Origin of the sequence: Paraburkholderia sp. J8-2 (assembly GCF_905220195.1) — a bacterium.
Lineage (GTDB): Bacteria > Pseudomonadota > Gammaproteobacteria > Burkholderiales > Burkholderiaceae > Paraburkholderia.
In genome coordinates, this window is the sequence record NZ_CAJMZA010000004.1 from 417,269 (window position 1) to 435,679 (window position 18,411).

Sequence of the window (18,411 nt, forward strand, 5' to 3'; positions counted from 1 at the left end):
TTAACGCGCGAGCGGGCGGTACCCGGCGAGAAAACGCTTGAGTATGCCTGTCGAATACGTGCCCGCGATATCGGTGAGGAAGCTCGAGAACGAGGTGCTCGCGTGTTCGTCGGCGGTATCGGAGATCGTGCGCACGACCGCGCAGGGCACGTCGTACTCGTGACAGACCTGAGCGATCGCCGCGCCTTCCATCTCGACGGCGAGCGCGTCGGGCAACTGCGCGCGCAGCGCGCCCACGGCGGCCGCGCTCGCCACGAACTGATCGCCGCTGATCACGAGCCCGCGGTGCACCTGCGGCGCGACACTCGCGAGACGCGGCAACGCTGCGCCGAAATGCGCGGCGAGCGACGCGCCTTCCTCCGCGATGAAGCGCTCGCAGGCAGCGGCAAGCGCGTCGGCGAGCGCGCGGTCGGCGTCGAAGCGCGAACGCGCGAGCAGCGGAATCTCGTGGCGCGGAAAGAGCGGCTCGGCGTTCATGTCATGCTGGAGCAGCGTTTCGCCCACGACCACGTCGCCCACGTGGACGTTCTCGCCCACGCCGCCGGCCACGCCCGTAAAGACGATCGCTTCCACATCGAACGCATGGATCAGCGCGCTCGCCGTCGCGGCGGCGGCCACCTTGCCCACGCGTGCGAGCGTCACGACGCAGGGCGCGCCATGCACGGTGCCGAGGTGATAGTCGCGCCGGCCGAACGTGCGGGTCACGACACCCGATTCAGCCTGCATCGCCGCGATCAGATCGCCGAGTTCCTGGGGCAGCGCGGCGAGCACGCCGAGCGGACGGGCGGCCGTGCCGCCCGCCTGGGTCGAAGAGTTCATCGTTGAATGGTGTCCGTCTGGTTCGTCAAATACTGAGCGCACTCACTCCACCGGCTGCAGCTTCGCCACCGCCAGCGCGAGCCACTTCTCGCCGTGACGCTTGAAGCGCACCTGCGCCTTGGCGTCGGTGCCGCTGCCTTCGAGCGCGGTGATCGTGCCTTCGCCGAACTTCGTGTGGAACACGCCCTGGCCCACCCGGAAACCCGTTTCGGCGGCGCGCTGCTCGTTCGCGAATGCGGGCGCCGGGCTCTTGTCCGCGATATACGCGTCGCGCTCGCGGCGGCCACCGCCGCTCTCACCATTGCCACCACCGCCCGGCTTCGAGAACCAGTCGCGGCCCCAGCCTGCGTTGTCGGAACGCCCGCCCCAGCGCGCGCCCGCCTCGACCTTGGGCGTGAGCCACTTGAGCGACTCCTGCGGCAGTTCGTCGAAAAAGCGCGAGCGCACGTTGTAGCGCGTCTGGCCATGCAGCAAGCGGCTCTGCGCGAACGAGATGTAAAGCCGCTCTTTCGCGCGCGTGATCGCCACGTACATCAGGCGGCGCTCTTCCTCAAGGCCGTCGGCTTCCATCGCGCTGTTCTCGTGCGGGAACAAGCCTTCCTCGAGACCGGTGATGAAGACCGCCGTAAATTCGAGGCCCTTCGCGGCGTGCACCGTCATCAGCTGCACGGCGTCCTGGCCCGCCTGCGCCTGGTTGTCGCCGGCTTCGAGCGAGGCGTGCGAGAGAAAGCCCGCGAGCGGCGTCATGACGTCGGGGTTCTGCGCGGGGTCGGTGATCGTGGGCGCGTCGAGCACTTCGATTTCGCCGTCCTGCGAGATGAGCTCGGGCACCGCGCTCGCACCGGGACGCAGCGGAATCGAGCGCGCGGGCGTGTCGAGGCCATAGCCCGCTTCGCTCACGAACGCCGTGGCCGCGGTCACGAGTTCCTGCAAGTTCTCCAGCCGATCCTGACCTTCGCGCTCGGTCTGATAGAACTCGGCGAGGCCGCTCATGCGCACCGTGTATTCAACGGTTTCCGGCAGGCTCATCTGCGCCGTCTCGGCGCGCATCTTCGCGACCAGATTGGCGAACGAACCGAGGCTCGTGCCCGCCTTGCCCGTGACATACGGAATGGCCGCCGCCATCGAGCAGTTGTAGAGGCGCGCGGCATCCGCCAGCTGCTCGATCGAGCGCGCGCCAATGCCGCGCGTGGGGAAGTTCACGACACGCGCGAACGCCGTGTCGTCGTTCGGATTGTCGATCAGGCGCAGATATGCGAGCGCATCCTTCACTTCCTTGCGCTCGAAGAAGCGCTGGCCGCCGTACACCTTGTACGGCACGCCCGCGTTCACGAGCGTGTGCTCGATCGTGCGCGACTGCGCGTTGCTGCGGTAGAGAATGGCGATTTCGTGGCGCGCGAGCCCCTGATTGATGAGCGCGCGAATCTCCTCGACGATCCAGCCCGCTTCCTGCGAGTCGGTCGCCGCCTCGTACACGCGCACCGGCTCGCCGTGGCCCGCATCGGTGCGCAGGTTCTTGCCCAGACGCCGCGAGTTATGCGCGATCAGGTAGTTGGCCGCATCGAGAATATGGCCGTGCGAACGGTAGTTCTGCTCCAGCTTGATCATGTGCTTCACGCGGAACTCGTTCTCGAAGTCGCGCATGTTGCCGACGTTCGCGCCGCGGAACGCGTAGATCGACTGGTCGTCGTCGCCCACCGCGAAGATCGCGTTGCCCGGCCCGGCGAGCAGCTTGAGCCACGCATACTGGAGCTTGTTGGTGTCCTGGAACTCGTCCACCAGAATGTCGCGAAAGCGCCCCTGATAGTGCGCGCGCAGCGGCGGGTTGTAGGCAAGCAGTTCGTAACAGCGCAGCAGCAGCTCGGCGAAGTCGACCACGCCTTCGCGCTGGCACTGCTGGTCGTAGGCTTCGTAGAGTTCGACGAACTTGCGGTTGAAGTCGTCGCTCACGTCCACGTCCTTCGGACGCAGGCCCTGCTCCTTCGCGTTGTTGATGAAGTACTGCAGGTTCTTCGGCGGGTACTTCTCGTCGTCGACGTTCAGGCCCTTCATCAACCGCTTGATGGCCGAGAGCTGGTCGGCGGTGTCGAGAATCTGGAAGGTCTGCGGCAGGCCGGCGTCGCGGAAATGCGCGCGCAGCATGCGGTTGCACAGACCGTGGAACGTGCCGATCCACATGCCGCGCGTGTCGATGGGCATCATCGCCTGAAGGCGGCTCATCATTTCGCGCGCGGCCTTGTTCGTGAAGGTCACGGCCAGAATGGTGGACGGCGAAGCCATGCCCTGCTGGATCAGCCACGCAATGCGCGTGATCAGCACGCGCGTCTTGCCGCTGCCGGCCCCGGCCAGAATGAGCGCCGGTTCGTTGGGCAACGTGACGGCGGCGAGTTGTTCGGGGTTCAGGTTCGCGAGCAGTTCGGGCATGGGCTGAAAAGGAGCATGCCCCTGGGGACATAACCGCAGGGGCGTGGCGCGCGGCAAAGGCGCGCCGTTGAATGGCAGAGCGCCATTATAAGTGCGCGCGCACGCGGCGGCTTGGGCAACCCGGGCGCGTCGCGCGCCGGCCTGCGCCTGGTCCACGCTCGGACCCAAGCTTGGCCCGGCCTCGGCTGGCACGTCGGCTCCGGCGGGACTTCCCCTTATAATCGAACGTTTCCGCATCCTTTTTTCGGCAGATTCCACCCATGAGCGACAGCACGCTAGCGAAAAGCTTCGAGCCCCAGACCATCGAGGCCCATTGGGGCCCCGAATGGGAGCGTCGAGGCTACGCCGCCGCGACCTTCGAGCCCGGCCACAAGAACTTCTCGATCCAGTTGCCGCCGCCCAACGTCACCGGCACGCTGCACATGGGGCACGCGTTCAACCAGACGATCATGGACGGCCTCGCGCGCTACCACCGCATGCTCGGCGAGAACACGCTGTGGGTGCCGGGCACGGACCACGCGGGCATCGCCACGCAAATCGTGGTCGAGCGCCAGCTCGACGCGCAGAAGATCTCGCGTCACGACCTGGGCCGCGAGAAGTTTGTCGAGCGCGTGTGGGAATGGAAGCAGCAGTCGGGCTCGACCATTACGGGCCAGGTGCGGCGTCTGGGCGCCTCGATCGACTGGTCGCGCGAATACTTCACGATGGACGACAAGATGTCGGCCGCCGTGCGCGACGTGTTCGTGCGCCTTTATGAACAGGGCCTGATCTACCGCGGCAAGCGCCTCGTGAACTGGGACCCGGTGCTGCTCACCGCCGTCTCGGACCTCGAAGTGGCGAGCGAAGAGGAAAACGGCAACCTGTGGCACCTGCGCTACCCGCTCGCGGACGGCTCGGCCACGCTGACCGTCGCTACGACGCGCCCCGAAACCATGCTCGGCGACACGGCCGTGATGGTGCACCCGGAAGACGAGCGCTATGCGCACCTGATCGGCAAAATGGTCAAGCTGCCGCTCACCGACCGCGAAATCCCGGTGATCGCCGACGAATACGTGGACCGCGAGTTCGGCACGGGCGTCGTGAAGGTCACGCCCGCGCACGACTTCAACGACTACCAGGTGGGTCTGCGCCACGGCCTGCCGATGATCGAGATCCTGACGCTCGACGCGAAGATCAACGACAACGCCCCTGAAAAATACCGCGGCCTCGACCGCTTCGAGGCGCGCAAGCAGGTGGTGGCCGACTTCGAGGCGCTGGGCCTGCTCGACTCGGTCCAGCCGCACAAGCTCATGGTGCCGCGCGGCGACCGCACGGGCGTGGTGATCGAGCCGATGCTCACGGACCAGTGGTTCGTGGCGATGACGAAGCCGGCGCCCGAGGGCACCTTCAACCCCGGCAAGTCGATCACCGAGACTTCGCTCGACGTGGTGCGCAGCGGCCAGATCAAGTTCGTGCCGGAAAACTGGACGACCACCTACTACCAGTGGCTCGAGAACATCCAGGACTGGTGCATCTCGCGCCAGCTCTGGTGGGGCCACCAGATCCCGGCGTGGTACGGCGAGAACGGCGAGATCTTCGTCGCGAAGAACGAGGAAGAAGCGCGCGCGCAGGCCGACGCCAAGGGCTACAAGGGCGCATTGAAGCGCGACGAAGACGTGCTCGACACGTGGTTCTCGTCGGCGCTCGTGCCGTTCTCGTCGCTCGGCTGGCCGCAAGAAACGCCCGAACTGAAGGCCTTCCTGCCCTCTTCCGTGCTCGTCACGGGCTTCGACATCATCTTCTTCTGGGTGGCGCGCATGGTCATGATGACCACGCACTTCACCGGCAAGGTGCCGTTCGACACGGTGTACGTGCACGGCCTCGTGCGCGACGCCGAAGGCCAGAAGATGTCCAAGAGCAAGGGCAACACGCTCGACCCGATCGATATCGTCGACGGCATCGACCTCGAAGCGCTGGTCGCCAAGCGCACGACCGGCCTCATGAATCCCAAGCAGGCCGCGACCATCGAGAAGAAGACGCGCAAGGAGTTCCCGGACGGCATTGCCGCGTTCGGCACCGACGCGCTGCGCTTCACGATGGCTTCCATGGCCACGCTCGGCCGCAACGTGAACTTCGACCTCGCGCGCTGCGAGGGCTATCGCAACTTCTGCAACAAGCTCTGGAACGCCACGCGCTTCGTGCTGATGAACTGCGAAGGCCACGACTGCGGTTTCAGCAAGCCGGGCGATTGCCAGCCCGGCGATTGCGGCCCCGGCGGCTACACGGACTTCTCGCAGGCCGACCGCTGGATCGTCTCGCTGCTGCAGCGCGTGGAAGCCGAAGTCGCGAAGGGCTTCGCGGACTATCGCTTCGACAACGTGGCCAACGCCATATACAAGTTCGTCTGGGACGAATACTGTGACTGGTATCTGGAACTGGCGAAAGTGCAGATCCAGACGGGTACGCCCGAGCAGCAGCGCGCCACGCGCCGCACGCTGCTGCGCGTGCTGGAAACGGTGCTGCGCCTGGCTCACCCGGTGATTCCGTTCATCACCGAAGCGCTGTGGCAGAAGGTGGCGCCGCTCACCGACGCGTACCCGCAAGGCGCGGCCGAAGGCGAAGCATCGATCATGATGCAGCGTTACCCGGTGGCCGAAGCGAAGAAGATCGACGAAGCCGCTGAACAGTGGGCCGCCGACCTGAAGGCCGTGATTGACGCATGCCGCAACCTGCGTGGCGAGATGGGCCTCTCGCCCGCCACCAAGGTGCCGCTGCTCGCCACGGGCAACGCCGGGCGCCTCGCGACGTTCGCGCCTTATGCGCAGGCGCTGGCGAAGCTTTCGGAGGTTCAGATCATCGCCGACGAAGCCGCGCTCGACGCCGCCTCGGCAGGCGCGCCAGTTGCTATCGTAGGAACGGACAAGCTCGTGCTGAAGGTGGAGATCGATGTCGCCGCCGAACGCGAACGCCTGTCGAAGGAAATCGCCCGCCTCGGCAATGAGGTGACGAAGTGCAAGGCCAAGCTAGGAAATGACAGTTTTGTAGCAAAAGCACCGCCCGCAGTCGTTGAGCAGGAGCAGAAAAGACTGGCAGAATACCAGGCAACGCTGGACAAGCTGACCGCGCAACTCACGCGGTTGCCGGCCTGAGCGCCATACCGGCCAAAGGCTGTACCGTGTGACGTCGCACCCGCGGCGTCACACGAGCACCAGGACAGGGACTAAAGACATGCTGAAAGTGACAAAAGCGGTATTCCCGGTAGCGGGCCTAGGCACGCGCTTCCTTCCGGCCACGAAAGCCAGCCCGAAGGAAATGCTGCCCGTGGTCGACAAGCCGCTCATTCAGTACGCGGTCGAAGAAGCCGTGGCTGCGGGCATCACCGAAATGATCTTCGTGACTGGGCGCAGCAAGCGCGCGATCGAGGACCATTTCGACAAGTCGTATGAGATCGAGGCCGAACTCGAAGCGCGCGGCAAGGCCAAGCTGCTCGAACTGGTGCGCAACATCAAGCCGAACAACGTCGACTGCTTCTACGTGCGTCAGCCGGAGGCGCTCGGCCTGGGCCACGCCGTGCTGTGCGCGGAAAAGCTCGTGGGCGACAACCCGTTCGCCGTGATTCTCGCCGACGACTTGCTCTACGGCACGCCGCCTGTCATGCAGCAGATGGTCGAGGTGTTCGACCACTACCATAGCTCGGTGCTCGGCGTGGAAGAGATCCCGCCCTCGGAAACGCGCTCGTACGGCATTGTCGACGGCAAGGAGTGGGAAGACTCGATCGTCAAGCTTTCGGGCATCGTCGAGAAGCCGGCGCCTGAAGTCGCGCCGTCGAACCTCGGCGTGGTGGGCCGCTACGTACTCAAGCCGCGCATTTTCGAGCATCTGAAGTCGATCAAGCCCGGCGCGGGCGGCGAACTGCAGCTCACCGACGCGATCCAGTCGCTGCTCGCCGACGAACAAGTGCTCGCGTACAAGTACCACGGCACGCGCTTCGACTGCGGCAGCAAGCTCGGCTATCTGAAGGCGACGGTGGAGTTCGCGCTGCGCCACCCGGAAGTCGGCGCCGATTTCGACGAGTATCTGCGTACGCGCAAGCCGGTGCTGGAAGGCTAGGCGCCCCCGGACAGACGCCCCCGGCTAGGCGCCCGTCCCGTCCGGCGCGAAGAAAAATGGCCCGCATTCTCATGCGGGCCATTTTTTTATCTGCTTCGGCGTTCGGTGTTTAGCGCCGGCGCATCAGAAACACGAAGGTGTCTTCCTGCTTCGAGCTTTCCACGATCTCGTTGCCGGTTTGCTTCGCAAACGCGGCGAAATCGCGCTGCGAGCCGGGGTCAGTCGCGAGGACCTTGAGGATCTGGCCGCTCTCCATGTCGGCGAGCGCCTTCTTGGCGCGCAGGATCGGCAGCGGGCAGTTCAGCCCGCGTGCATCCACTTCCTTGTGAACCTGAATCTGCATCGGGGTTGGATCCTTCGGTGGCGCACCGTCGCGGCGTGAGACGGTGCTGGCAATAGCGTCGATTTTACCGCAGCCACGCCAGCCGCCGCTTGCCCCGATCGCGGCACGGCTTACAGCGTGACCGCCGCCCCCGTATGCAGCGATTCGCGCAGCGCCTGGCCGATGCGCGTGGCCTCCAGCGCGTCTTCGAGCGTCGCGCCAAGGCTGTCGTGCTCCGCCCCACCCGCCTTGCGCGCCGCGACCTCCGCGACGAACGCCTGCGCTTCGATCAGGAACGCCTCTTCGAAGCGGTCGAAGAACGTGGGCGTGCAAACACTGCGCACGCCCGTCGCGTCGTAGACATCCACGCGATTCGCGCGCGGAATACGCCCGATCGCAAGCGCCCCCGCCGTGCCGATCACCTCGCTCGACGTGTCGTTGCCGTGCGCCATCGTGCGCGAGGCATAGAACATCGCGAGACGCCCGTCCTCGAACTCGCAGATCGCCACGCCGTTGTCGACGTCGCCCGTTTCGCGCAGGCCCTCGTGCAGCGCAATCGCACCAGCGGCATAGACACGCGTGGCGCGCGGCTTGCCGAGCAGCCAGCGCGCGACGTCGATGTCGTGCACCGTGCAGTCGAGGAAAATTCCACCGGAGGTCGGAGCGAAGCGCACGAAGAAGCCTTCGGGATCGTTGAGATCGCAGGTTTGCGAGCGCACGAGAAACGGCCTGCCGATCGCACCCGCCTGCAATTTTGCGTAGGCATCCTGATAACTTGGATCGAAGCGGCGCATGAAGCCGATCGTGACCTGCCGGTCAGCATGGCGGCGCGACACGTTCACCACCCGCTCGCATTCGGCCACATCGAGCGAAAGCGGTTTCTCGCAGAACACATGCTTGCCTGCTTCGAGCGCCTGCACGATCTGCTCGGCGTGCAAAGCCGAAGGCGTGACGAGCCACACCGCATCGACCGATTGATCCGCCAGCAGGTCTGCGTATTCGCCATACAGCCGCGCGGCGGGCAACGCCTCGCGCGCCCACGCCAGATCCGCTTCGAGCGGACTGCACGCGGCCGCAAGCGTCGCGCCCGGCACGCGATATGCCAGGTTCTGCGCATGCCACCGCCCCAACCTCCCCAGTCCCGCCACACCCACGCGCAACGGCTGGGCACGATCGATTGCCTGCATTCCTCGTCTCCTCGCTTGATCCACGTTAGATCGGTTTCAGTCGCCCAGCGTCACCACACGGCCCTCGCGCCACGACAGCGAGGCCGCTTCGGCCAGCTCCAGTGCCTTCAGGCCGTCGGCAACCGACGTGCGCACCGGCACACCCTGCGTCACCGCTTCGTGAAAATGCGCCATTTCGCGCGCGTAGGCCGCTCGATAGCGTTCGAGGAAGAAGGCTTCGGGCACGTCCTGCGCCACGGCGGTCTTCGACCACGCCACCACTTCGGTCGGCTTCATGTTGCCGGCTTGCAGCATGCCCTCGCTGCCGAGCACCTCGAAGCGCTGGTCGTAGCCGTAAGCCGCGCGCCGCGCCGTGTTGATCTGGCAAAGGCGCCCGCGCTTCGTGCGGATCGTCACCGCCGTCGAGTCGATGTCGCCCGCATCGGCAATCGCCGGATCGGACAGGCAGCTGCCCGTGGCATGCACGCTCAGCGCTTCGTCGTCGAGAATCCAGCGGAAGATGTCGAAGTCGTGGATCAGCATGTCCTTGAAGATGCCGCCCGAATGCTTGATGTATTCCACCGGCGGCGCACCCGGATCGCGGCTCGTGACGATCAGCATTTCCGGCGTGCCGATCTCGCCTGCGTCGAGGCGCGTCTTGAGCGCGGCGAACGTGGGATCGTAGCGGCGCTGGAAGCCGATCATGGCCACGACGCCCGCACGCTGAACCGCTTCCGCACAGGCGCGGGCGCGCTCGATGGTCAGATCGACGGGTTTTTCGCAGAAGATATGCTTGCCCGCCGCTGCCGACTTCAGGATCAGTTCGGAGTGCGTATCGGTGCTCGAGCAGATCACCGCGGCGCCGATCGAGGCGTCGCCGAACGCGGCGTCCACGTCGACCACCTGTGCGCCGTGCTGCGCGGCGAGCGCGGCGGCGGCTTCGCGGTTCACGTCGATCACGTATTTCAGACGCACCCCGGGCTGGCGCGCGAGATTGCCCGCGTGAATGCGGCCAATGCGCCCCGCGCCGAATACCGCCACATCCAACGTTTTCGCGGCTCCGCTTGCTGCACTAGTCATCGTATCCTCCGGTGTCGGTCGATTCTTCCACGTTGAGTTCGAGCCGGTACGCAAGCGCAATGAAGAGCGCCTGGCACAGGCAGAAGGTGCTGGTGAGCGAGCGGAACGCGAACGCGCTCCCCTCCTTCACATAGAGTTGCGCGTTCGCGTGGCGCGCGAGCGGCGAAAGCTGGCTGTCGGTGATGACGAGCGTTTTGGCGTGATGCTGCTGCGCCACGCGCAGGCAGTACTGTGTCTCTTTGCCATAAGGCGCGAAGCTGATCGCGATCACCACGTCGCCCTTCTTCACGCTGCGGATCTGCTCGTGATACATGCCGCCGAGCCCCGAGACCAGGTGCACGCGCTTGCGCGTGTGCTGCAAGGCATAAACGATATAGCTCGCCACCGGAAACGAGCGGCGCACGCCGATCACGTAGATGTTGTCCGCCTGCTCGAGCATCTTCACGGCTTCGTCGAACTGTGCGCCGTCGAGGCCCGCTTCGAGTTCGTCGAGCCCGCTGCGGCATGCGCCGATGAATTCGCGCGCCACGGCGCCGCCCATGTCGGGGCTCGTCTCGCCCTCCTTGGCGTCGATCAGCTGGCGTATGCGCTGCTGATAGCTCGTGGCCGAGGCACCCTGCCCCGCATACGCCTGGCGGAACACCGCCTGCAGATCGGAGAAGCCCGAGAATCCGAAGCGCTGCGCGAAGCGCACCACCGCCGAGGGATGCACGCCGCAGCTCGCCGCAATGTCGCTCGTGCGGTCCATCATCACGCTCGCGCGGTGCTGTTCGATGTAGGTCGCGATGCTTTTCAGCTGACGCGGCAGCGCCTCGTAATCCTGCGCGATGCGCTGCATCAATTCGTCTACGCCCGCTACGGCGTCGGTTGTGTCATCCGCCATGATCGTTTTCCTTCGCTGATTGCCGCATTGCCGCAAAGCCTTATCCGGCTTGCATTTCACGGCATGCCGACGGAGCCGATTATAGGCAGCGTGTCACACGAATGGAACAGATTTTCCATTTTTATTTGCAATGAAATTTTCGTTGCAAGTCGCGAGGCGATGTCCTAATCTTGTCGATGAGCGCGGCAGTTGGTCCATTCGGTCCATGTAGCAAGCGGCAGGTAAAAAGCGCGGCTGCGACGCTCACCCCAAGAACGAACGACAGACCGAGAAAGGTGGAGACAATGACTCAACGCAAGGGCAAGACCATGCTCCGAAAGTTGGCCGCAGTGCTCGCGCTGGCAGCGGGACTGACCGGTGCCAGCGTGCTCAGCGCGCAAACCGCACAAGCCGCCGACGCGCATTTCGTGCTGATCAGCCACGCGCCCGATTCCGACTCGTGGTGGAACACGATCAAGAACGCCATCAAGCAGGCCGACGACGACTGGAACGTCGAAACCGACTACCGCAATCCGCCGAACGGCGATATCGCTGACATGTCGCGCCTGATCGAACAGGCCGCCGCGCGCAACTACGACGGCGTGATCGTCACCATTGCCGACTACGACGTGCTCAAGAGTGCCATCGGCAAGGTCACGCAAAAGAAGATCCCGCTCGTGACGATCAACTCGGGCACCGAGGAACAGAGCGAGAAACTCGGCGCGATCATGCACGTGGGTCAGCCTGAATATGTGGCGGGGAAAGCCGCCGGCGAAAAAGCCAAGGCCGCGGGCGTGAAGTCGTTCCTGTGCGTGAACCACTTCGCCACCAACGCCGTGTCGTTCGAACGCTGCCGCGGCTTTGCCGATGCGCTCGGCGTGGACTACAAGACCTCGACGATCGACTCCGGCCAGGACCCGACCGAAATCCAGTCGAAGGTGAGCGCGTATCTGCGCAACCATCCGAACACGGGCGCGATCCTCACGCTCGGCCCGGTGCCGGCCGCCGCCACGCTCAAGGCCGTCGACCAGATGGGCCTCGCCGGCAAGATCTACTTCTGCACGTTCGACTTCTCGGATGACATTGCCAAAGCGATCCGCGCGGGCACCATCCAGTTCGCGATCGACCAGCAGCCGTACCTGCAGGGCTATATCCCGGTGGCCGTGCTCGCGATCGTGAAGAAGGAACACACCACCGACCCGCAGAAGATCCGCCAGATTCTCGAAGCGAATCCGAAGTTCAAGCAGCGCCTTGAAACCTATGGCCTGCAGCCCTCGTACGGCCCGAAGAATATCCGCTCGGGTCCGGGTTTCATCACCAAGGAGAATGTGGACAAGGTTGTGAAATACGCAGGTCAGTACCGCTAAGCTTTTTTCGTCAGCCACGCGCGGCGGCGGCTAGCATCTTCCGATGCCCATCGCCTCTCGCCAGCCTCGCCGCGCGCCATTCACCGTGTTGCTTCTTCTGCAAGGCTGTTGCTTGTGGGGAATGCGCTCGGGCATTTGAGCCAACGCAGGTGCGAATGCGCCTCACACGGCCGTAAGCCGTGCATAGGACCGGAGTCACGCGCTAAAGCGCCCACTCGGGTCGATACAGGAGACATCATGGGTGTAGCCGGCAAACACTTCCCCTCGCACGCTCCGGAAGGCGGTGCGCAAGACGCGCCCACGCCGCAGCCGGGCGCCGGCGACGAACGCGTGCGCCGCGAATCGTGGTTCGGCCATCTGCTCGGCCGCCCCGAATTCGCCGCGATTTCCGGCACCGTGCTGGTCTTCGCCGTCTTTGCGATCGGCGCGGGCGGCTCGGGCATGTTCGATCTCGACGGCGTGATGAACTGGTCGCAGGTCGCGGCTTACCTCGGTATCCTGAGCGTCGGCGCCTGCCTGCTCATGATCGCCGGCGAGTTCGACCTCTCGATCGGCTCGATGATCGGCTTCGCCGGCATGATGGTGGCGATCCCCACGATGTACTTCCACTGGCCCATCGCGCTTTCCATTCTGTTCGCGTTCGTGGGCTGCACCGCGCTCGGCGCGCTGAACGGCTACCTCGTGATGCGCACGCGGCTGCCCTCGTTCATCGTCACGCTCGCGTTTCTGTTCATCCTGCGCGGCCTGACCCTCGCGCTCTCGATCATGTTCGCCGACCGCACGATCGTCTCGGGCGTGGGCGACGTGGCCAAAGCCGACTTCATCACCAACCTGCTCTTTCACGGCACGGCGTTCAAGAGCCTGTTCGTCGCGCTCGCGCATATCGGCATCGGCAAGATGCTCGACAACGGCCAGCCGCTCGTGCCGGGCGTGCCCAAAGTGATTCTCTGGTGGTTCGCGCTCGTGGCCATCGGCGCATTCGTGCTCGCCAAGACGCGCTACGGCAACTGGATTCTCGCCGTGGGCGGCGACTCCAACGCCGCCAAGAACGTGGGCGTGCCCGTGAAGCGTGTGAAGATCTCGCTCTTCATGCTCACCGCGTTCTGCTCGTGCCTCTTCGCCGTGCTGCAAGTATGCGACATCGGTTCGGCCGCCGCCGACCGCGGTCTTCAGAAGGAGTTCGAAGCGATCATTGCCGCGGTGATCGGCGGCACGCTGCTCACGGGCGGCTATGGCTCGGTGATCGGTGCGGCGTTCGGCGCGCTCATCTTCGGCGTCGTGCAGATCGGCATCACTTACACGAACATCGATTCGGACTGGTTCCGCGTGTTCCTCGGCGTGATGCTGCTCATTGCCGTGCTCTTCAATCACTATGTGCGCCGCCGCGTCGCGCAATCGTAAGCCGGAGACTCAAATGTCCGATACCACCCATACCGCGAACGGCGACACGATTCTCGCGCTCGAGAACGTCAGCAAGTACTTCGGCAAGGTCATTGCGCTCAACGGCGTCACGCTGCGCCTCAAACGCGGCGAGGTGCACTGCCTGCTCGGCGACAACGGCGCAGGCAAGTCCACGCTCATCAAGACGCTCGCGGGCGTGCATCAGCCCACTTCCGGCCAGTATTTCGTCGACGGCAAGCCCGTGGCGTTCGATTCGCCCAAAGACGCACTCGATCTCGGCATCGCCACCGTCTACCAGGATCTCGCGCTCGTGCCGCTGCTCTCGGTCGCGCGCAACTTTTTCATGGGCCGCGAGCCGCAGAAGAAGCTGTTCGGCTTTATCAACGTGATGGATCTCGATGCGAGCGCAACGATCGCGAAGGAGCGTCTTGCCGGCATGGGCATCAACGTGCGCGACCCGCATCAGGCCATCGGCACGATGTCGGGCGGCGAGAAGCAGTGTCTGGCCATCGCGCGCGCCATTCACTTCGGTGCGCGCGTGCTGATTCTCGACGAGCCGACCGCCGCGCTCGGCGTGAAGCAGAGCTTCAATGTGCTCAAGCTCATTCATGCGGCGCGCGCGAAGGGCATTTCGGTGATCTTCATCACCCACAACGTGCACCACGCCTACCCGATCGGCGACTCGTTCACGCTGCTCAATCGCGGCCGCTCGCTCGGCACCTACACGAAGGACACGATCAGCAAGAACGAAGTGCTCGACATGATGGCAGGCGGCGCGGAGATGCAGAAGATGATCGCCGAACTCGACGGCGCGACCATCTGATCACGCGCGCACGGCACAGCACTCAACAGGAATACTCATGGCCCTGACTCAATCCACCCCGCCCCGTTCCACGCCAGGCCGCTTCGCCGCCGGGCGCAGCCGCGACATCGTCTGCCTTGGCCGCCTGGGTGTCGATCTCTACGCGCAGCAAGTGGGCGCGCGGCTCGAAGACGTTTCCACGTTCGCGAAGTATCTGGGCGGCTCCTCCGCGAACATCGCCTTCGGCTGCGCGCGTCTTGGCCTGAAGTCGGCCATGCTCACACGCGTGGGCGACGACCACATGGGGCGCTTTCTCGTCGAAACGCTCACGAAGGAAGGTTGCGATACGAGCCATGTGCGCGTGGACCACGAGCGCCTCACGGCGCTCGTGCTGCTCGGCCTGAAAGACCGCGACACGTTCCCGCTTATTTTCTATCGCGAGAACTGCGCCGACATGGCCGTCGATTCGAGCGACTTCGACGAAGCGTTCATCGCTTCATCGAAAGCGCTGCTGATCACCGGCACGCACTTCTCGACCGAGCAGGTGAACCGCGCGAGTCTCACCGCGCTCGACTACGCGCGCCGCAACAACGTGCGCACTGTGCTCGATATCGACTACCGGCCCGTGCTGTGGGGTCTCGCGGGCAAGGCCGACGGCGAGACGCGCTTCGTCGCGAGCGAAGGCGTGAGCGCGCATTTGCAGCGCATCTTGCCGCATTTCGATCTCGTGATCGGCACCGAAGAAGAGTTCCGCATCGCGGGCGGCAAGGACACGCTCGTCGACGCGCTCAAGCGCGTGCGCGAAGTGACGGGCGCAACGCTGCTCGTCAAGCGTGGGCCGCTCGGCTGCCAGATCGTGGAAGGCGCCGTGCCCGCCTCGATGGACGATTTGCCGATGCAGCGCGGCGTGGAAGTCGAAGTGCTCAACGTGCTCGGCGCGGGCGACGCGTTCGCCTCCGGCTTCCTCTCGGGCTGGCTGCGCGACGCCTCGCTCGAAGACTGCGCGCGCGCGGCCAACGCATGCGGCGCGCTCGTCGTCTCGCGACACGGCTGCGCGCCCGCCATGCCTACGCCGGTGGAACTCGATTACTTCTTGCGCGAAGCCGCCGCCGACCCCGTGCGCATGCGCCGCCCCGATCGCGACGCGACGCTCGCGCGCCTGCATCGCGTGACCCCCGCGCGCAAGCGGCACGACGAAGTGCTCGGCTTCGCGTTCGATCATCGCAACCAGTTCTTCGATCTGGCGCAGCAGACCGGCGTGAGCGAAGCGCGCATTGCGTATCTGAAGAATCTCTTCGTCGAGGCGGTGGCGCAGACCGAACGCACGCTCGGCCTGCAAGGACGCATCGGTGTCCTGATTGACGATCGCTACGGCCAGGACGCGCTCAACGCCGCGACCGGCCGCGGCTGGTGGATCGGCCGCCCGGTCGAGCTGCCGGGGTCCGTGCCGCTCGTGTTCGACCACGGCCGCTCGATCGGCACGACACTCGCCTCGTGGCCTATCGACCACACGGTGAAGTGCCTCGTGCAGTTCCATCCCGACGAGCCGATCGAACAACGTCTCGAACAGGAAGCGCAATTGCGCGCGCTTTACGACGCAACGCAGGCGAGCGGCCACGAACTGCTGCTCGAAGTGATTCCGCCAAAGCTCGGTGGCAAACCGAATGCGCCCGATACGGTCTATCGCGCGCTCAAGCGGCTCTACAACATCGGCCTCTATCCGGAGTGGTGGAAGCTCGAGCCGACGAGCGCGGCGCAATGGCGCGACATCGACGCGCTGATCGCCGAGCGCGACCCGTATTGCCGCGGCGTCGTGCTGCTCGGGCTCTCCGCGCCGATCGACCAGCTCGTGGAAGGCTTCCGCGCCGCGGCCGCCTCGAACACCTGCCGAGGCTTTACGGTGGGCCGCTCGATCTTCTACGAACCGAGCCTCGCCTGGCTCGCCGGCGAGATCGGCGACGACGAAGTGATCGCCCGCGCTCGCCGCGCCTTCGAAACGCTGATCGGCGCATGGCGCGCCGCGCGCGCCGAAGCAGACGGCACGCACGCCAACCATGAGGAGAAGGCGGCATGAACCAACGCATTGCTCCGGGCGACTACGCCTCGCAGGAAAGCGCGCCGCACGCATCGTCCGGCGCGCACGCGAGCACCGTGCGGCTCACCGCGGCGCAGGCGCTCGTGCGCTATCTCGCTGCCCAGCGCGTGGCAAGCGAGGACGGCTCGGGCCGCACCGAGCCGCTGTTCGGCGGCGTGTTCGCGATCTTCGGTCACGGCAATGTGGCTGGCATCGGCGAGGCGCTCTATCAGCATCGGCACGAGTTGCCCACGCTGCGCGCGCACAACGAACAGGCCATGGCGCATAGCGCGATCGCTTATGCCAAAGCGCACTTCCGGCGCCGCATGATGGCGGTCACGACCTCGATCGGCCCGGGCGCGACGAATCTCGTCACCGCGGCGGCGCTCGCGCATGTGAACCGCCTGCCCGTGCTGCTGCTGCCCGGTGATATCTTCGTGTCGCGCGAACCCGATCCGGTGCTGCAACAGATCGAGGACCTGCACGATGGCGGCCTTTCGGCCAATGACGCGCTCAAGCCCGTATCGCGCTACTTCGACCGCATCGTGCATCCCGCGCAGTTGCTCACGGCGCTGCCGCGCGCGCTGCGCGTGCTCACCGACGCTGCGCTCTGCGGCCCGGTCACGCTCGCGTTGCCGCAGGACGTACAGGCCATGGCATGGGACTATCCGGCGAGCTTCTTCACGCCGCGCCTCGTGACGTTCCACGCGCCCGCGCCCATTCAGACCGAGATCGACGCGGCGCTCACGCAACTGCATCGCGCGAAACGCCCGCTGATTGTGGCCGGGGGCGGCGTGCTCTATTCGCGCGCCTCGCACGCCTTGCAGACGCTCGCCGCCTCGCGCGGCATTCCCGTGGCGGAAACCCAGGCGGGCAAAGGCTCGCTCGCGTGGGACGATCCGCTCAACGTCGGCGCGCTCGGCGTGACGGGCTCGCCCGCCGCCAACGAACTGGCCCGCGACGCCGACTGCGTGCTCGCCGTGGGCACGCGCCTGCAGGACTTCACGACCGGCTCGAACTCGCTCTTCGCCAATGCGCATGTGATCGGCGTGAACGCCAATGCCTTCGACGCGCTCAAGCACGACGGCCTCGCCGTGCAGGCGGACGCACGCCAGGCGCTCGGCGCGCTCAACGACGAGCTGATCAACTGGCGCGCCGACGCGAACTGGACCGCCCATGCACAGCGCCTGGCCAACGAGTGGCGTGCAACCGTCGAGCGCCTGACGCATGCGCCACAGGAACGCAACTGCCTGCCCTACGATGCCGATGTGATCGGCGCGGTGCAGCGCTCGTCGAGCCGTTCGTACACCGAAGATATCGTCGTCTGCGCGGCCGGCACGCTGCCCGCCGAATTGCACAAATTGTGGCGCGCGGGCCAGCCCGGTGCGTATCACGTGGAGTACGGCTATTCGTGCATGGGCTACGAGATCGCGGGCGGCCTCGGCGCGAAGCTCGCGCGGCCCGATCGCGAAGTCATCGTCATGGTGGGCGACGGCAGCTATTTGATGATGAACAGCGAGATCGCCACCTCGGTCATGCTGGGCGCGAAGCTCATCATCGTCGTGCTCGACAACCGCGGCTATGGCTGTATCAACCGGTTGCAGCAGGCTTGCGGCGGCGCGCCGTTCAACAACCTGTTCGACGACTGCGCGCAAGGGCCGCTCGGCGCGCCGCGCATCGATTTCGCCTCGCACGCGCGCTCGCTCGGCGCACAGGCCGAACATGTGGCGAACGTCGCGGAACTCGAAGCGGCGCTGCAACGCGCGCGTGCTTCGACGCGCACTTACGTGGTTTGCATCGACACCGACCCCGCGCGCACGACCGAGGAAGGCGGCTGGTGGTGGGAAGTCGCCGTGCCCGAGGTATCCGCGCGCGCTGCCGTGCGCGAGGCGCGCGAGCGCTATGAAGAACATGTCGCCGAACGCGGCGGTCGCGCGCAACCGGCCGAATCCAGCGAAAACGAGCCCACCGGCGACGACGAACCCGGCCACGCATAACGCGTCTG

At 65.5% G+C, this 18,411-nt stretch carries 13 protein-coding genes; 7 read left to right on the forward strand and 6 right to left on the reverse strand.

The annotated features are described in order from the left end of the window. Both U5A52_RS13155 and U5A52_RS13160 read right to left on the reverse strand, forming a co-directional pair. Window positions 1-819: a 5'-methylthioadenosine/adenosylhomocysteine nucleosidase gene (locus U5A52_RS13155; protein ID WP_321934964.1), complete on the reverse strand. Its 819-nt coding sequence runs from the start codon at window positions 817-819 to the stop codon at window positions 1-3. A gap of 42 nt (window positions 820-861) precedes the next feature. Beyond that, window positions 862-3,243: a UvrD-helicase domain-containing protein gene (locus U5A52_RS13160; RefSeq protein ID WP_321934965.1), complete on the reverse strand. Its 2,382-nt coding sequence runs from the start codon at window positions 3,241-3,243 to the stop codon at window positions 862-864. Between the two features lie 260 nt (window positions 3,244-3,503). On the opposite strand from U5A52_RS13160, the gene U5A52_RS13165 reads away from it, so the two are divergent. Beyond that, the gene (locus U5A52_RS13165) at window positions 3,504-6,371 is read left to right on the forward strand and encodes a valine--tRNA ligase (RefSeq protein ID WP_321934966.1); all 2,868 of its coding nucleotides are present in this window, start codon (window positions 3,504-3,506) and stop codon (window positions 6,369-6,371) included. A 79-nt stretch (window positions 6,372-6,450) separates the two neighbouring features. Further along, window positions 6,451-7,332 (forward strand): UTP--glucose-1-phosphate uridylyltransferase GalU, encoded by an 882-nt coding sequence (gene galU, locus U5A52_RS13170; protein WP_028208043.1) that lies wholly within the window; start codon window positions 6,451-6,453, stop codon window positions 7,330-7,332. A gap of 109 nt (window positions 7,333-7,441) precedes the next feature. On the opposite strand, the gene U5A52_RS13175 is transcribed toward galU, so the two are convergent. From U5A52_RS13175 to U5A52_RS13190, 4 genes are all read right to left on the reverse strand, one after another. Further along, complete coding sequence (locus U5A52_RS13175) at window positions 7,442-7,669, reverse strand: sulfurtransferase TusA family protein (RefSeq protein WP_321934999.1); 228 nt, start codon at window positions 7,667-7,669, stop codon at window positions 7,442-7,444. Between the two features lie 116 nt (window positions 7,670-7,785). Continuing rightward, entirely contained in the window at window positions 7,786-8,841 is a 1,056-nt protein-coding gene (locus U5A52_RS13180) for a Gfo/Idh/MocA family oxidoreductase (protein WP_321934967.1), read from the reverse strand. A 36-nt stretch (window positions 8,842-8,877) separates the two neighbouring features. After that, window positions 8,878-9,900 carry an inositol 2-dehydrogenase gene (gene iolG / locus U5A52_RS13185; RefSeq protein ID WP_321934968.1) on the reverse strand — a complete coding sequence of 341 codons (1,023 nt, stop codon included), beginning with the start codon at window positions 9,898-9,900 and terminating at the stop codon, window positions 8,878-8,880. Then, window positions 9,893-10,783 (reverse strand): MurR/RpiR family transcriptional regulator, encoded by an 891-nt coding sequence (locus tag U5A52_RS13190; RefSeq protein WP_158757465.1) that lies wholly within the window; start codon window positions 10,781-10,783, stop codon window positions 9,893-9,895. Before U5A52_RS13190 ends, iolG begins: the two co-directional genes overlap by 8 nt. A 284-nt stretch (window positions 10,784-11,067) precedes the next feature. Between U5A52_RS13190 and U5A52_RS13195 the strand changes: the two genes are divergently transcribed. The 5 genes from U5A52_RS13195 (at window position 11,068) to iolD (ending at window position 18,403) form a co-directional block, all read left to right on the forward strand. Further along, window positions 11,068-12,129, forward strand: a complete 1,062-nt coding sequence (locus U5A52_RS13195) for a sugar ABC transporter substrate-binding protein (protein WP_321909138.1) — start codon at window positions 11,068-11,070, stop codon at window positions 12,127-12,129. Between the two features lie 237 nt (window positions 12,130-12,366). After that, on the forward strand, window positions 12,367-13,530 hold the full coding sequence (locus U5A52_RS13200) for an ABC transporter permease (RefSeq protein WP_321934969.1): 1,164 nt from the start codon (window positions 12,367-12,369) through the stop codon (window positions 13,528-13,530). Between the two features lie 13 nt (window positions 13,531-13,543). After that, the gene (locus U5A52_RS13205; RefSeq protein ID WP_321934970.1) at window positions 13,544-14,353 is read left to right on the forward strand and encodes an ATP-binding cassette domain-containing protein; all 810 of its coding nucleotides are present in this window, start codon (window positions 13,544-13,546) and stop codon (window positions 14,351-14,353) included. A gap of 37 nt (window positions 14,354-14,390) precedes the next feature. Beyond that, the gene (locus U5A52_RS13210; RefSeq protein WP_321934971.1) at window positions 14,391-16,406 is read left to right on the forward strand and encodes a bifunctional 5-dehydro-2-deoxygluconokinase/5-dehydro-2-deoxyphosphogluconate aldolase; all 2,016 of its coding nucleotides are present in this window, start codon (window positions 14,391-14,393) and stop codon (window positions 16,404-16,406) included. Then, on the forward strand, window positions 16,403-18,403 hold the full coding sequence (iolD, locus tag U5A52_RS13215; protein ID WP_321934972.1) for a 3D-(3,5/4)-trihydroxycyclohexane-1,2-dione acylhydrolase (decyclizing): 2,001 nt from the start codon (window positions 16,403-16,405) through the stop codon (window positions 18,401-18,403). Before U5A52_RS13210 ends, iolD begins: the two co-directional genes overlap by 4 nt. The last annotated feature ends 8 nt before the right edge of the window (window positions 18,404-18,411 follow it).

Coding starts and splice junctions, on each gene's coding strand:
- galU (WP_028208043.1), top strand. CDS start 6,451: ATGCTGAAAGTGACAAAAGCGGTATTCCCGGTAGCGGGCCTAGGCACG.
- U5A52_RS13180 (WP_321934967.1), bottom strand. CDS start 8,841: ATGCAGGCAATCGATCGTGCCCAGCCGTTGCGCGTGGGTGTGGCGGGA.
- U5A52_RS13165 (WP_321934966.1), top strand. CDS start 3,504: ATGAGCGACAGCACGCTAGCGAAAAGCTTCGAGCCCCAGACCATCGAG.
- U5A52_RS13190 (WP_158757465.1), bottom strand. CDS start 10,783: ATGGCGGATGACACAACCGACGCCGTAGCGGGCGTAGACGAATTGATG.
- U5A52_RS13195 (WP_321909138.1), top strand. CDS start 11,068: ATGACTCAACGCAAGGGCAAGACCATGCTCCGAAAGTTGGCCGCAGTG.
- iolD (WP_321934972.1), top strand. CDS start 16,403: ATGAACCAACGCATTGCTCCGGGCGACTACGCCTCGCAGGAAAGCGCG.
- U5A52_RS13205 (WP_321934970.1), top strand. CDS start 13,544: ATGTCCGATACCACCCATACCGCGAACGGCGACACGATTCTCGCGCTC.
- iolG (WP_321934968.1), bottom strand. CDS start 9,900: ATGACTAGTGCAGCAAGCGGAGCCGCGAAAACGTTGGATGTGGCGGTA.
- U5A52_RS13200 (WP_321934969.1), top strand. CDS start 12,367: ATGGGTGTAGCCGGCAAACACTTCCCCTCGCACGCTCCGGAAGGCGGT.
- U5A52_RS13210 (WP_321934971.1), top strand. CDS start 14,391: ATGGCCCTGACTCAATCCACCCCGCCCCGTTCCACGCCAGGCCGCTTC.
- U5A52_RS13155 (WP_321934964.1), bottom strand. CDS start 819: ATGAACTCTTCGACCCAGGCGGGCGGCACGGCCGCCCGTCCGCTCGGC.
- U5A52_RS13160 (WP_321934965.1), bottom strand. CDS start 3,243: ATGCCCGAACTGCTCGCGAACCTGAACCCCGAACAACTCGCCGCCGTC.